13 protein-coding genes are annotated in these 13,347 nt (G+C 63.4%); 8 read left to right on the plus strand and 5 right to left on the minus strand.

All coding sequences use genetic code 11. The features are described from left to right. Window positions 1–52: 52 nt before the first annotated feature. On the minus strand, window positions 53–514 hold the full coding sequence (gspG, locus tag QUV25_RS05765; protein ID WP_300862268.1) for a type II secretion system major pseudopilin GspG: 462 nt from the start codon (window positions 512–514) through the stop codon (window positions 53–55). Window positions 515–607: 93 nt separating this feature from the next. Between gspG and QUV25_RS05770 the strand changes: the two genes are divergently transcribed. Then, window positions 608–1,117 (plus strand): general secretion pathway protein C, encoded by a 510-nt coding sequence (locus QUV25_RS05770; protein ID WP_300862270.1) that lies wholly within the window; start codon window positions 608–610, stop codon window positions 1,115–1,117. Between the two features lie 221 nt (window positions 1,118–1,338). Here QUV25_RS05770 and QUV25_RS05775 read toward each other — a convergent pair whose 3' ends face one another. Together QUV25_RS05775 and ilvA are read right to left on the minus strand one after the other, a co-directional pair. Beyond that, window positions 1,339–2,436, minus strand: a complete 1,098-nt coding sequence (locus QUV25_RS05775; protein ID WP_300862272.1) for a nicotinate-nucleotide--dimethylbenzimidazole phosphoribosyltransferase — start codon at window positions 2,434–2,436, stop codon at window positions 1,339–1,341. Window positions 2,437–2,450: 14 nt separating this feature from the next. Beyond that, on the minus strand, window positions 2,451–4,073 hold the full coding sequence (ilvA, locus tag QUV25_RS05780; RefSeq protein ID WP_300862273.1) for a threonine ammonia-lyase, biosynthetic: 1,623 nt from the start codon (window positions 4,071–4,073) through the stop codon (window positions 2,451–2,453). Between the two features lie 236 nt (window positions 4,074–4,309). Here ilvA and QUV25_RS05785 point away from each other — a divergent pair, with 236 nt between their 5' ends. Beyond that, on the plus strand, window positions 4,310–4,759 hold the full coding sequence (locus tag QUV25_RS05785; RefSeq protein WP_300862275.1) for an OsmC family protein: 450 nt from the start codon (window positions 4,310–4,312) through the stop codon (window positions 4,757–4,759). A 49-nt stretch (window positions 4,760–4,808) separates the two neighbouring features. On the opposite strand, the gene coq7 is transcribed toward QUV25_RS05785, so the two are convergent. After that, the gene (gene coq7 / locus QUV25_RS05790; protein WP_300863057.1) at window positions 4,809–5,459 is read right to left on the minus strand and encodes a 2-polyprenyl-3-methyl-6-methoxy-1,4-benzoquinone monooxygenase; all 651 of its coding nucleotides are present in this window, start codon (window positions 5,457–5,459) and stop codon (window positions 4,809–4,811) included. Between the two features lie 186 nt (window positions 5,460–5,645). On the opposite strand from coq7, the gene QUV25_RS05795 reads away from it, so the two are divergent. After that, window positions 5,646–6,668 carry a porin gene (locus QUV25_RS05795; RefSeq protein WP_300862277.1) on the plus strand — a complete coding sequence of 341 codons (1,023 nt, stop codon included), beginning with the start codon at window positions 5,646–5,648 and terminating at the stop codon, window positions 6,666–6,668. 284 nt (window positions 6,669–6,952) lie between these two features. After that, window positions 6,953–7,885, plus strand: coding sequence for a porin (locus QUV25_RS05800; RefSeq protein ID WP_300862278.1), 933 nt, complete (start codon window positions 6,953–6,955; stop codon window positions 7,883–7,885). 98 nt (window positions 7,886–7,983) lie between these two features. Here QUV25_RS05800 and QUV25_RS05805 read toward each other — a convergent pair whose 3' ends face one another. Continuing rightward, window positions 7,984–8,325 (minus strand): helix-hairpin-helix domain-containing protein, encoded by a 342-nt coding sequence (locus tag QUV25_RS05805; RefSeq protein ID WP_300862279.1) that lies wholly within the window; start codon window positions 8,323–8,325, stop codon window positions 7,984–7,986. A gap of 246 nt (window positions 8,326–8,571) precedes the next feature. Here QUV25_RS05805 and QUV25_RS05810 point away from each other — a divergent pair, with 246 nt between their 5' ends. The 4 genes from QUV25_RS05810 (at window position 8,572) to QUV25_RS05825 (ending at window position 13,310) form a co-directional block, all read left to right on the plus strand. Next, complete coding sequence (locus QUV25_RS05810; protein WP_300862280.1) at window positions 8,572–9,405, plus strand: DUF3047 domain-containing protein; 834 nt, start codon at window positions 8,572–8,574, stop codon at window positions 9,403–9,405. A gap of 67 nt (window positions 9,406–9,472) precedes the next feature. After that, the gene (locus QUV25_RS05815; RefSeq protein ID WP_300862281.1) at window positions 9,473–11,044 is read left to right on the plus strand and encodes an ABC transporter substrate-binding protein; all 1,572 of its coding nucleotides are present in this window, start codon (window positions 9,473–9,475) and stop codon (window positions 11,042–11,044) included. Window positions 11,045–11,109: 65 nt separating this feature from the next. Further along, complete coding sequence (locus QUV25_RS05820; protein ID WP_300862282.1) at window positions 11,110–12,090, plus strand: ABC transporter permease; 981 nt, start codon at window positions 11,110–11,112, stop codon at window positions 12,088–12,090. 2 nt (window positions 12,091–12,092) lie between these two features. Next, window positions 12,093–13,310, plus strand: coding sequence for a M20 aminoacylase family protein (locus QUV25_RS05825; protein ID WP_300862283.1), 1,218 nt, complete (start codon window positions 12,093–12,095; stop codon window positions 13,308–13,310). Window positions 13,311–13,347 lie beyond the last annotated feature (37 nt).

Below are 13,347 nucleotides of genomic sequence, written 5' to 3' on the forward strand. Positions count from 1 at the left end.
CCCCTCGGGGGGCAGCGACCCGCGCAGCGGCGGAGCGTGGGGGCCTTCATCTCTACTGCCAGCTGCCCACGTCCGCGTCCTTGCCCTCGCCGCCCGGCTGACCGTCGGCGCCGAGCGAGAGCACGTCCACTTCGCCGTGCACGCCGGGGTTGAGGTACTGGTAGGGGCGGCTCCACGGGTCGGCTGGCAGCTTCTCCAGATAAGGCCGCCAGTTGGGCGGCACCGGGCTGGCCGATGGCTTGGCGATCAGTGCGTTGAGGCCCTGCTCGCCAGTGGGGTAGCGCTGGTTGTCCAGCCGGTAGAGCTTGAGCGCCTGCATCAGGTTATTGACATCTGTCTTCGCTGCGGTCACCCGCGCGTCGTCTGCGCGGTCCAGCACGTTGGGCACGATCAGGGCCGCAAGCACGCCGATGATCACGAGCACGACCATCAGTTCGATCAGGGTGAAGCCGCGTTGCAGCGCGCGAACGAAAACGCCGCGAGGCGGCTGGGCAGAAAGGGGTGAGTGGCTCAACGCAGGGACTCCCGCTGACAAGGGGTTGCAAATGGCGACGAACGCTCGGTGCAGGTGCACCTCTCTGTCGCTTCGGTCCATCATAATGCGGCGATGAACAAGGCGCACTCCTTCGCTCACTCTGCCTACCCCGGTGAAACCGTGGCCACGCACGCGCCTGGACGAAAGCCCTGGCCGGTGGTGGTCGCGGGTCTGTTGTGGCTGGCGGCTGGACTGAGTGCCGGTTATTGGGTGTTGCAGGCCTTGGGGCGCTCGCCGGTCACGCCCGTGCCCGCGATCAGCAGCGGGGCGCCCGTGGTGGAGACTGCACAAGTGGCCCGGGCGCTGGGCGCCTTGCCTGCCGCCATGCCCCAAGCCGCTGTGCCCGTGCTCGCGGCCAGCCGCTATGCGTTGCAGGGTGTGGTGGCGGTGGGTACTGACCGAGGTGCGGCGCTCATCGTTGTGGATGCCCAGCCTTCCCGCCCATTCCGGGTTGGTGCCGAGGTCGAAGCGGGGGTTTTCCTGCAGGCTGTGACCGCCAAGGAAGTCCGGCTCGGACCTTCGATGGAGGGACCGGCCTCGATCACGCTGGCGATGCCGGTCTTGCCAGAGTCAAAGCCCTGACAGATCGTCCCTGTGGCGGCAGTGTCCTGTCCCACAGATCACTCGCCCATGAAGCCGAGTCTTCACGCCCTTGATGGCGTTGCCAGTTTTCACGATAGCGCCAGCTTTTGCGGCTGTTTGCGCCTTCTCCTGGGCGCGAGTCCATCGGTTTTGTTGCCGGTCACTGTTTGCGGGACAGTGGCACCAACGGGCCGCGGAGAGTTCAGCCGGGTGCCGGAAGGTCAGGGTTTCAGCAGCGCTTGCGCCGTCTGCAACATCGGCCAGGCCATGAGCGCACCCACGCCTTGCCCGACGCTCAGTTCCAGGTCCATCAGCGGCTGCACCTGCAGGTGGATGAGCATGAGTCGGTGGCCGGGATCGATGGCCCGGTGCGCAAACACCAGGTAGTCAGCCACGGCCGGGCTCAGTCCCCGCGCCACCAGCGCCGCCGCACCCGCCACAAAGCCGTCCACCAGCACCACCCTGCGCTCGCTCGCTGCCTGCAGCATGGCTCCGGCCATCATGGCGATCTCGAAGCCACCGAGCGCGGCCAAGGCGTCCAGCGGCTTGACCGCCTTGCGGTGGCGGCTGGCGGCTGCGAACAGCTTTTCCAGTTTGTTCTGCAGCTGGGTGCTGTCGAGTCCGCCCGGAATGGGGTGGTCTCTGCCGCAGGCGTCGGCCAGTGGCACGCCGCACAGGCGCGACAGCAGCAGCGCCGCACACGATGTGTTGCCCACGCCCACATCACCCAAGGCCAGCACATTGCCGGGCAGGTGGCGCACCACATCCATCCCGGCCTGCAAGGCCGATATCGCCTGGGCCAGTGACATGGCGGGGCCGAGGACCATGTTGCGTGTGCCGTAGCCGATCTTGCGCACCAGCAAGGGCACCGTGGAGGCCGCGGCGCCAGTCTCCACCACATGGCTGGCCACCCCCGCGTCCACCACCGTGAGCTCAAAACCCATGGTCTTGGCCAGGGTGTTGATCGGTGCGCGTCCCTGCAGGATCTGCTGCACCCGCTCCCGGGTGGCCTCCTGCGGGACCGCAGACACACCTTCGTCAGCAATGCCATGGTCGGCAGCAAACACCAGCACCTGAGGTGAGTCGAACACCAGCTGGTCCAGCGGCAAAGGACCGGCGCTCTGCACGCGGGCCAGCTGCCGCACCAGGTCTTCCAGCCGGCCCAGCACGTGCTGCGAATAACCTTCGGGCTGGATGCGGCTGTTCAGCGCGGCGTCCAGTACCGTGTCGGTCGTGGCCTCAATGGCTGGCAGCTTCAGCGCCGTTGCTCCGCCTTCGGTCGGAGCAACGGTTTCGGCCGGATGGTGCCGGATCAGCATGGATGTCAACCTGTTCAACTCTGGAGGAACAGACGGTACACCGGATTCTGGGTCTCCTCGACATACGGGTAGCCGAGCGTATCCAGAAAGCGGACGAATGCCTTGTGATCTTTCGGCGGTACCTGCAGGCCGACCAGGATTCGCCCGTAGTCGGCGCCCTGGTTTCGGTAGTGGAAAAGGCTGATGTTCCAGCCCGGTCGCATCAGGCTCAGGAATTTGAGCAGCGCGCCCGGACGCTCCGGAAACACAAAACGCAGCAGACGCTCGTCTTGCGCCAGCGGTGAATGCCCCCCCACCATGTGGCGGATGTGCTCTTTGGCCAGCTCGTCGTGGGTCAGGTCCAGCGTCTTGAAACCCTGCTTGTTCAGGTTGGCGGCGATTTTGGTCGACTCACCCCTGCCTTGGGTGGTCAGCCCGACGAACACATGGGCCTTGCTGCCATCGTGAATGCGGTAATTGAACTCGGTCACGTTGCGAGGCCCACCGGGCAGGTCGCCGATCAACTCACAGAAGCGCCTGAAGCTGCCCCGCTCTTCGGGGATGGTCACCGCAAACAGCGCCTCGCGCTCCTCGCCCACCTCGGCGCGCTCGGCGACAAAGCGCAGACGGTCGAAGTTCATGTTGGCGCCACAAAGAATGGCGGCGTAGGTCTGACCTTTGGTCTTGTGTTGCGCCACGTACTGCTTGATCGCCGCCACCGCCAGCGCACCAGCGGGCTCGACGATGCTGCGCGTGTCCACAAACACGTCTTTGATCGCAGCACATACCGCGTCGGTGTCCACTGTCATGAACTCGTCCACCAGACCGCTGGCGATGCGAAAGGTTTCTTCGCCCACCAGCTTGACCGCCGTGCCATCCGAAAACAGGCCCACATCGGCCAGCGTGACGCGCTCCCCCGCGCGCACCGACTGCATCATCGCGTCCGAGTCGCTCATCTGCACGCCGATCACCTTGATCTCGGGCCGCACTGCCTTGATGTAGTTGGCCACGCCTGAAATGAGGCCACCGCCGCCGATGGCCACGAACACAGCGTCCAGGTGGTCCGAACCCAGGCCCTGCACCTGCCGCAGGATCTCCATGGCAATCGTGCCCTGGCCCGCGATCACGTCCGGGTCGTCAAACGGGTGCACAAACGTCAGCCCCTGCTGCTTTTGCAGGGTCAGCGCGTGTCCATGGGCGTCCGAATAGCTTTCACCGTGCAGGATCACCTCGCCACCCAGTGCGCGCACCGCATCGATCTTCATCTGCGGCGTCGTGGTGGGCATCACGATCACGGCGCGCGTGCCCAGCTTGTGGCCTCCCAGGGCCACGCCCTGTGCATGGTTGCCCGCGGACGCGCAGATCACGCCCTTGGCGAGTTGTTCGGCGCTCAGTTGCGCCATCTTGTTGTAGGCCCCTCGCAGCTTGAAGCTGTGCACTGGTTGCTGATCTTCGCGCTTGAGCAGCACTCGGTTGTGCAGGCGCCGGCTCAGGTTGCGGGCGGGCTCCAGCGCCGTTTCCTGGGCCACGTCGTACACCCTGGCGGTCAGGATCTTTTTCAGGTACTCGGCCGGCCCGAGTTGCACAGGGGCGGTTGGCGTCGCTGGCGAGCGGACAGAGCGGGTCTTGGCGGCGGGGGGCGACTGGCGGGTTGGCATGGGTGATTTCCTTGGCGGCCATCATAGCCAGCCTGTCCGGGGCGAAAAAAAGCCCGGATGGGCAGAACCTATCCGGGCTTGAAATCCACCCGAGGAGGGTAGAGGAGACAACCGTGAAAATACAATAAGCGAAGTATAGCGATCCAATGCTGCAACGCAACATGCGGTGTGGCGTTTTTGCTAGCGTTTAGAGAGCTGCCCCCAGCTTCGTCAGATTTTTCACACCTGGATCCAACATGGAATGCACCGTCACCTGGACCGGCGCCGCCGGCACCCGCTCTCACATGGGCTTTGTGGCCGAGACAGGCAGCGGCCACGTGCTCACCATGGACGGTGCGCCCGACGAAGCCAAGCCGGAAAACGGCGGATCCAACCTCGCCGCACGTCCGATGGAGACCGTGCTGGCTGGCACCGGTGGCTGCACCGCCTACGATGTGGTGCTCATCCTCAAGCGGGGCCGTCACGACGTGCGCGGCTGCAGCGTCAAGCTCACCACCGAACGCGCATCGACCGATCCCAAGGTCTTTACCCAGATCCACATGCATTTCAAGGTGACCGGTCGCGGCATGCCTGCCGCAGCAGTGGAGCGGGCCATCGCCATGAGCCACGAAAAGTACTGCTCGGCCAGCATCATGCTGGCCAAGACCGCTGCCATCACCACGAGCTTCGAGCTGGCAGAGGCCTGAAGGTTTTCGGTAGAACCCGGCGCTGCAGCGCAGCGCAGCGCGCGGCCTTCTAGATCCGGTGAGCGACCGTGGTCATCACCCTGGCTGCCAAGCGCATCAAGCCCTTGACGGGAAGGGGCAGCTCCACGGCGCCCGCGTGCTGGGCCTCGCGGGCGTGGCGAGCTTCGTCGTCCTTCATTTGCGCCACGATGGCGCGCGAGGCGTGGTCGCCAGCGGGCAGCCGGTCCATGTGGCTGGCCAGGTGGGCTTCCACCTGGCGCTCTGTCTCCACCACGAAGCCCAGGCTCACGCCCGTGCCCAGCCGGCCCGCCAGCAGGCCCAGACCGAAGGCCCCGGCGTACCACAGGGGGTTCAGCAGCGAGGGACGAGCACCCAGCTCGTCCAGCCGGGCCTGTGTCCAGGCCAGGTGGTCGGTTTCCTCCCGGCCCGAGGCTTCGAGCTGCCGCGCCAGGGGCTCGTTGTGTTGCGAGCCAGGGCGGCGCGCTGCCAGCGCTTGCGAGGCGTACAACGCCTGCGCACACACCTCGCCCACGTGGTTCACCCGCATCAGAGCGCCCGACAGCGCCCGCTCCGAGTCGCTCAGGGCGGTGGTGCCCTCTTCAGGCACGGTGGGGCAAGGTCGCGAGGCGGGCGGCGCCACAAACAGGGCGCGCAAGGCGGAATCGGCGGCGTTGAGCAAGGCGTCCATGGGCTCTCCAATGGGGTGCAGGTGGCGGCGGTCTGGCTTGGTGACAGCGGTTTTGATTGTTGCGCAGGCTGCATTGACCTTGTTGACGGCCTCGAGAAACGGATGAGCTGCGTCCGCACCGCTCTGGTGCACTGTTGTCCTGTTGCCACAAATTCACCGCGTTTCCCTCGAAAGCTTTGCATCCCACGAGCCCTTCTGGTGCAATCACCTCAGCTTCCAACAACGGAGGTTGGCTTGAGGGCAACAGACCCGCAGCCTCTTTTTTCAACCCTGGAGAACTTCTCAATGAAAAAGACCCTGATTGCCCTGGCCGCAGTTGCAGCCACCAGCGCCGCATTTGCCCAATCTTCCGTCACCCTGTACGGCGTGGCCGACGCAGCTATCGTCAAGACCACCGGTGTCGACGCCGCCTTCTCCAGCTCCGGCGGCATGAACAACGGCAACAGCCGCTGGGGCGTGCGTGGCACCGAAGACCTCGGTGGCGGCCTCAAGGCTGGCTTCAACTTCGAGGCATCCCTCAGTTTGGCCGATGGTTCTGTGAACCAGAGCGGTGGTAACTACTTCTCGCGCGCAGCGTACATGAATTTGATGGGCGGCTTCGGTGAAGTTCGATTGGGTCGCAGCCTGAACCCTTCGTTCTTTGCTCTTGCTGCTTGGGAGCTGACCAGCACCGCCAACTATTCGGTGGTTGGCAGCCAGTTCAATTCCGGCGTTAGCACGGTGTTGGGCGGTACGCGTAATAGCAACCAGATCGCCTACACCACCCCCAGCTTCGGTGGCGTGAGCGCGACCCTGGGTTACATCCTGAAGGGCAACAACGGCGGCAATGCCAAGACCGACCTGAACGTGATCTACCGTGGCGGCCCTCTAGCCGTTGCTCTGGGCTACAACAAGGTCAGCGGTTCTGACGACAACGTTCACATCGGCGCAAACTACGACTTCGGTGGTTTCAAGGTCGCTGGTGCCTACATTGACCCAGCCGATACCACCGCCGTGGACAGCAAGGGTTTCGCAATCGGCGCATCGACGACGCTCGGCCCTGTTGCTCTGACGCTGGACATCGCTCGCGACACCGGCTTCAAGGACACCAACCTGCTGGTGGAAGTCAAGTACCCGCTGAGCAAGCGCACCTTCACCTACGTCGCGTTCCTGCGTGATGGCAAGGGAAAGGCTATTGACGACGTGAACAACTTCAGCGTTGGCATTCGCCACAACTTCTGATCGCTCGCTGGCTTGACCAGCGCGAAAGCAGAACACAACCCCGCGGGTGCTTGCACCCGCGGGGTTTTTCTTGTGTAGCGCGAAGGTGGCGAAGAACCAGGTGCTTGCGACTGGCCTGCCTCTTGCTTAGATTTGTCTGCAATTTGCCACAGCCGATGCCCATCAAGGGAAATAAGCGAGGGGAAACCCTTTGCTCAAGCTTGGGCTCGCTAAGATAAAGGTGTGCGTTTGCTTAGGGTCCGGCTCAATGGGTCGGGCAGTTTTGTTTTTACCGGGAAACCATCATGAAAAAATCACTTGTTGCCTTGGCCGTACTGGCCGCTTCCGGCGCCGCCATGGCGCAGTCCAGCCTCACTCTGTACGGCATCGCCGATCTGTGGGTGGGCAACCAGAAGAACGACGGCGTCGGCGTGAAGATGGGCAACGGTGGCCTGTCCACCAGCCGTCTCGGCTTCAAAGGCTCCGAGGACCTGGGTGGTGGCCTCACCGCCAACTTCACCTTCGAGCAGAAGCTTCAGCTGACCGACGGCGCTACCAACGCCAAGACGTTTGACCGTCAGGCCAATGTGGGCCTCAGCGGCGGTTTCGGCACCATCAAGCTGGGCCGTGGCTGGAACCCGATGGACGATGTGTTTGGTCTGTCCAACAGCGGTTTCGACTCGGCTTTGTCGGCCAACAGCGTCTGGCTGAACAGCTACAACGGCGCCGCCGATGCCCAGCTGTACTACGCTTCTCCTGAGTTCGCTGGCTTCACTGCAGCCGCCAGCACCCAGCTCAAGGGCAACGCCGCTGGTGGCAAGCTGAGCGCCTTCAGCCTGTCGTACGCCAATGGCCCAATCGCCGTGAACCTGGGCTACGAAAAAGACGAAGCCAACGGTGACCAGGAAGGCACGATCATCAACGGTTCGTACGACCTGGGCATGGCCAAGCTCTTGGGCAGCTACTACACCACCGACAACACCGGTGGCACAGCTGGTTTGAAGGCCAATTCCTTCCAGGTGGGCGCTGATGTACCCCTGAGCAGCGCCCTGATGCTGTCGGTGGGCTACGCCAGTTCCAAGTTCAAAGGTGGTGAAGCGGACAACGGCTACAGCATTGCAGCAACCTATAGCCTGTCGAAGCGCACCGTGGTGTACGCTGGTTACCGTGTCCAGGATCGCAAGGAAGGCCGGACCGAAGAGGATCTGGCGGCTGTGGGCGTGCGCCACTCCTTCTGATGGTCGCGGCCTTGGCCGCTTCGTCTCAGGACAGAAAAAGCCGCTGGTTGCCCAGCGGCTTTTTTCATGGGCGTGATTGGCACCGCCTCCCCAACCTGTCATTGTTTCCCGTCGTCTTTCACAACCTTGGTCCCAGCAACGGCTTTTTCGGGCACCTTTTGCGGCCTGGATGCCGTTTTCGACGCCGATGGTTTGAACGCGTCGCCATTCACCGTCAGCCCTTGCTCCGACAGCTTGGCCGCCCGCTTGTCGCCAATGCCGGGCACGCGCTCGATGAGGTCGCCCCAGTCCTTGAACTTGGCGCTCTTTCGGGCGTCCAGGATCTTGGCCGAGGTGCCGGGGCCGATGCCTTTGATGCTGTCGAGGTCGGCGACGCTGGCATTGTTGACGTCCACGGCAGCGAAGGCGGCGGCGGTCAAGGCGAGCAGGGCAGCGAACAAACGGTGAATGACTTTCATGGAGTCCTCCTTGCGGTTTTGACGGGGTTCATGTTGGACCTGTCCTCGGTACAGAGCCGAGGACAGGCGCTGGACAGGGATGCCAGCGAGGTGAAATGTAGGGGCACAATCGGGGCTTGCGCTTCCCCCGGAAAGGTGAAAACAAGGGGTGCGTCCACCCACTGTGGGATGTGCTTGATGCGATGGGTCTTTGTTCTCTTCTCACGGCTTCCAGCGGCTGCTAAGCGCATGCATTGGGTGGTGCTGCCGCTGGCTTGCGCCGTGCTCACGGGATGCGCGAATCTGAGTGGTGACTCCACTGCGGGGCGCTCGCCAGAGGCGGACCTGCAACCATTTGCATTGCGCTTGCTCAGCACGCCCGCTTCAGAGCCGGCCTGGGAAGTGTTTGCGCTGCCTGGCAAACGCAGCGCGCCGTTTGAAGCGTCAACGGTCATGGGCCGTCCTGCATTGCGTGTGCGGGCGGACCGGTCGGTGAGCATCCTGCGCCAGCGTTTCGCCAACCCTGCGGTGAACGTCGGCCAGCTGGATTTTTCCTGGAAGATCGACAGCCTGCCCATCGGGGCAGACATGCGCGACGCTCAGACCGAAGACTCGCCGGTGCGGGTGGTGCTGGCCTTTGGGGGTGACCGTTCGCGCCTCTCGCCTCGGGCCCACCGCCTGTCTGAACTCAGCCGCCTGATCACCGGGGAAGAGTTGCCGTTTGCCACGCTGTCCTACGTGTGGAGTGCGCACGAGCCGCTGGAGACGGTGATCCTCAACCCGCGCACCGACCGCATCCGCAAGCTGGTGGTGGCCTCAGGGCCGACCCAACTCGGGCAGTGGCTCGACTACAGACGGGACGTGCGCGCCGATTTTGTGCGCGCTTTTGGTGAAGAACCGGGCCCGCTGCTGGCGATCGCGCTCATGACCGACACCGACAACACCGAAAGCGCGTTGCAGGCCTGGTACGGTGCGCTGCACCTGCGGCCAGCCTCAAACGCTGCGGCGGACGCGCCCGCTGTGCCGGCCATGCCATCGCCTGCTGGCAAAATTTCCTCACCCAACACGGGTCATCCGGGTTAGCCCCGTTCTGGAACGGGAACGGATGTTGCATAGTCCGGCATCTGTCATTTATTTGAGGTGTGAACCAATGAAATACTCCGTGGCGTTTCTGAGTGCGGCCCTGGCTCTGGGCACCGCTGGCGTGCAAGCCAAAACGTTCAAGTGGACCAGTGCCAGCGACATCCCGACCTGGGACATCCATTCCCAGAACAACGCGCTGGCAAACGGCGTGCACGCTTCGGTCTATGAGTCGCTGGTGTACTACAACAGCCGCACCTTCAAGGCCGAGCCCGTGCTGGCCACCGGCTGGAAGCAGATGACGCCGACCCAGTTGCGCCTGACCCTGCGTACAGGCGTGAAATTCCACGATGGCAGCACCTTCTCTGCCGATGACGCCGTTTTCTCGATCGAGCGCGCCATGGCCAAAACGTCGAACTTCGCGGTCTACACGGCCGGTATCGACAAGGTGGTGAAAGTGGATGCCAACACCATCGACATCTTCACCAAGGACCCCAACCCGGTGCTGCTGAACCAGCTCACCGAGCTGCGCATGATGAACAAGGCCTGGGCGGAGAAGAACAACTCCGTCGCGCCCAAGGACATCAAGACCAAAGACGAAAACTTCGCCCACCGCAACGCCATGGGCACCGGCCCGTTCACGCTCAAGGAGTGGCAGCCTGACCAGAAACTGGTGCTCACCCGCAACCCCGCGTGGTGGGGCAAGGCCGAAGGCAACGTGACCGAGGTGATTTACACCCCGGTGAGAAACGTGTCAACGCGCATGGCGGCGCTGCTCTCGGGTGAGGTCGACTTTGTGCTCGACCCCAGCCCACAAGACCTGGGTCGCGTGCGCGCCTCTCCTGACCTGAAGGTGGTCGACGGCATCGAGAACCGCACGATCTTCTTCGGCATGGACCAATTCCGCGACGAGCTGCCTGGCAGCGACGTCAAGGGCAAGAACCCGCTCAAGGACCAGCGTGTGCGCAAGGCGCTGTACCAGGCGATCGACATCAACACCATCGCGCGTGTGACGCTGCGCGGCCTGGGTCAGCCCACCGGTGCGCTGGTGGCACCGCAGGTCAATGGATGGAACGAGGCGGTGCACAAGCGCTACCCGTTCAACGTGGCCGCGGCGCAGAAGCTGCTGGCCGATGCGGGTTACCCGAACGGCTTTGAGGTCGACTTTGCCTGCCCGAACAACCGGTACATCAATGACGAAGCCATCTGCCAGGCTGTCACTGCCATGTGGGCCAGGATCGGCGTCAAGGCCAAGCTGCGCACCCTGCCGCTGGTGACCTATTTCCCCATGATCCAGCGCTACGAGGCCAGCATCTACATGCTCGGCTGGGGCGTGCCGACCTTTGATGCGATGTACTCGTTGCAGTCGCTGGTGCGCACCGTCGGCGCCCAGGGTGACGGCAACTACAACGTGGGTCGCTACAGCAACCCGCAGATGGATGGTCTGATCGAGCGCGCCAAGAAAGAGACCAATCTCAAGCTGCGCACCGAACTGCTCAACAGAGCGTTGATTCTGCAGAACCAGGATGTTGCGCACATCCCGCTTCACAATCAGGTGATCCCCTGGGCGATGAAGAAAAACATCGATGTGGTGCACCGCGCCGACAACCGGCTGGACTGGCGTCTGATCAAGGTAAACTGATTTCGAGTCAGTATCCCAGGGGGCCGCTCACCGCGTGGGCAGGCCCCCTTCTTCTGCCGTAATACATGTTCGCTTTCATTCTTCGCCGGCTCGCTCAGGCCGTGGTCGTCATGGTCAGTGTCGCGCTGATCGCGTTCATGCTGTTTCAGTATGTGGGCGACCCAGTGGTGTTCCTGCTCGGACAAGACGCCACCCCCGAGCAGGTGCGTGAGCTGCGCGCCGATCTGGGGCTTGACAAGCCCTTTGTGGTGCAGTTCTGGCACTTTCTTGCCAATGCGGTGCAGGGTGAATTTGGTATCAGCCTGCGCCAGGGGGCCAGCGTGTCGCGCCTGATCGGCGAGCGCCTGCCGGCCACGCTGGAGCTGGCGCTGGTGGCCGGTGTGCTGGCGCTGGTGGTCGGCATTCCGATGGGGGTGTACGCTGCCCTCAAGCGTGGCACCTTCGTGAGCCAGCTGTTCATGACGATCTCGCTGCTGGGTGTGTCCCTGCCCACTTTTCTGATCGGCATCCTGCTGATCCTGGTGTTTGCGGTGCAACTGGGCTGGTTCCCGAGCTTTGGGCGCGGTGATGTGGTGCAGGTCGGCTGGTGGACCACCGGGCTGCTCACGGCCAAGGGCTGGCTGCACATCACGCTGCCCGCCATCACGCTGGCGATTTTCCAGCTCACCCTCATCATGCGACTGGTGCGCGCCGAGATGCTGGAGGTGCTGCGCACCGATTACATCAAGTTCGCCCGCGCCCGGGGCCTGACCAACCGCGCGGTGCACTTTGGCCATGCGCTCAAGAACACGCTGGTGCCGGTGATGACGATCACCGGCCTGCAGCTTGGTGGACTGATCGCCTTTGCCATCATCACCGAGACGGTGTTCCAGTGGCCGGGCATGGGCCTGCTGTTCATCCAGGCCGTCACCTTTGCCGACATTCCGGTGATGGCGGCCTACTTGTGCCTGATTGCGCTGATCTTCGTCATCATCAACCTGATCGTGGACCTGCTGTATTTCGCGGTGGATCCGAGGTTGCGCGTCGAAAAGGCAGGGGGGCACTGAAGATGCTCGCACCCCGAATCAAGGCACACGGCCGCGCGTTTTCGCATATTGCGGCGTTTCACCCGGAGCTCACCGCGTTGCGCCGGGATCTGCATGCGCACCCGGAGATCGGGTTCGAGGAGCACTACACCGTGCAACGCGTGGTGGAAGCGCTCAAGGTCTGCGGTGTGGACGAGATTCACACCGGCATCGGCAAGACCGGCGTGGTCGCGCTGATCCACGGCCTTCAACGCAACAGTGGCCAGATGATCGGCTTGCGAGCCGACATGGATGCGCTGCCCATTACCGAGCACAACGACTTCGCCTGGAAGTCCACCCGGCCGGGCATGATGCACGGCTGTGGTCACGACGGCCACACCGCCATGCTGGTGGGCGCCGCGCGCTACCTGGCCGAAACGCGGCATTTTGATGGCACGGCGGTGCTGATCTTCCAGCCGGGCGAAGAAGGTTTTGCCGGTGCCAAGGCCATGATCGAAGACGGTCTGTTTGACCGCTTTCCAGTCAGCTCGGTGTACGGCATGCACAACTGGCCGCAAATGAAGCCGGGCACCATCGGCGTGAACCCCGGACCGATGATGGCCGCGGCCGACCGCATCACGATCGAAATCACCGGCAAGGGCGGGCACGGCGCCCACCCCTATCTCGCGGTGGATCCGGTACTCGTTTCAGCCCATATCATCACTGCGGTTCAAAGCATCGTTTCGCGCAATGTGCGTGCCGTCGACAGCGCCGTGGTCAGCCTGTGTGCCATGCAGGCGGGAGACATGGGTGCCTTCAGCGTCGTGCCAGGCAAGGCCACGCTGGTCGGCACAGTGCGCAGCTTCAGCCCTGAGGTGCAAGACCTGGTGGAGAAGCGGCTGCACGAAGTCTGTTCGGGCGTCGCCTTGGGTCTGGGGGCTTCGGTCCATGTGCACTACGAACGCATCTATCCCGCCACCATCAACACACCCACCGAAGCACGTTTTGCCGCCGAAGTGGCGCAAAAGCTCGTCGGTCATGAGCATGTCGACCGCCAGATGGACCCCAGCATGGGGGCCGAAGATTTTTCCTTCATGCTGCAGGTCAAGCCTGGCGCCTACCTGCGCCTGGGTCAGGGTGGCGAAGGAAGCTGCTTCTTGCACAACACGCGATACGATTTCAATGACGACGTACTGCCGCTCGGCGCTGCGCTGCATGCGAGCATCATCGAGCATGGCATGCCCTTGCACCAGTCTCCCTAGGTCGGCGCTCATTGGCCGGTCCCATTCCAGCAACGCC

This window comes from Hydrogenophaga sp., assembly GCF_030373245.1.
Lineage (GTDB): Bacteria > Pseudomonadota > Gammaproteobacteria > Burkholderiales > Burkholderiaceae_C > Hydrogenophaga.

Coding starts and splice junctions, on each gene's coding strand:
- QUV25_RS05770 (WP_300862270.1), top strand. CDS start 608: ATGAACAAGGCGCACTCCTTCGCTCACTCTGCCTACCCCGGTGAAACC.
- QUV25_RS05775 (WP_300862272.1), bottom strand. CDS start 2,436: ATGCTGATCCGGCACCATCCGGCCGAAACCGTTGCTCCGACCGAAGGC.
- ilvA (WP_300862273.1), bottom strand. CDS start 4,073: ATGCCAACCCGCCAGTCGCCCCCCGCCGCCAAGACCCGCTCTGTCCGC.
- QUV25_RS05785 (WP_300862275.1), top strand. CDS start 4,310: ATGGAATGCACCGTCACCTGGACCGGCGCCGCCGGCACCCGCTCTCAC.
- QUV25_RS05800 (WP_300862278.1), top strand. CDS start 6,953: ATGAAAAAATCACTTGTTGCCTTGGCCGTACTGGCCGCTTCCGGCGCC.
- QUV25_RS05810 (WP_300862280.1), top strand. CDS start 8,572: ATGCATTGGGTGGTGCTGCCGCTGGCTTGCGCCGTGCTCACGGGATGC.
- QUV25_RS05815 (WP_300862281.1), top strand. CDS start 9,473: ATGAAATACTCCGTGGCGTTTCTGAGTGCGGCCCTGGCTCTGGGCACC.
- QUV25_RS05820 (WP_300862282.1), top strand. CDS start 11,110: ATGTTCGCTTTCATTCTTCGCCGGCTCGCTCAGGCCGTGGTCGTCATG.
- QUV25_RS05825 (WP_300862283.1), top strand. CDS start 12,093: ATGCTCGCACCCCGAATCAAGGCACACGGCCGCGCGTTTTCGCATATT.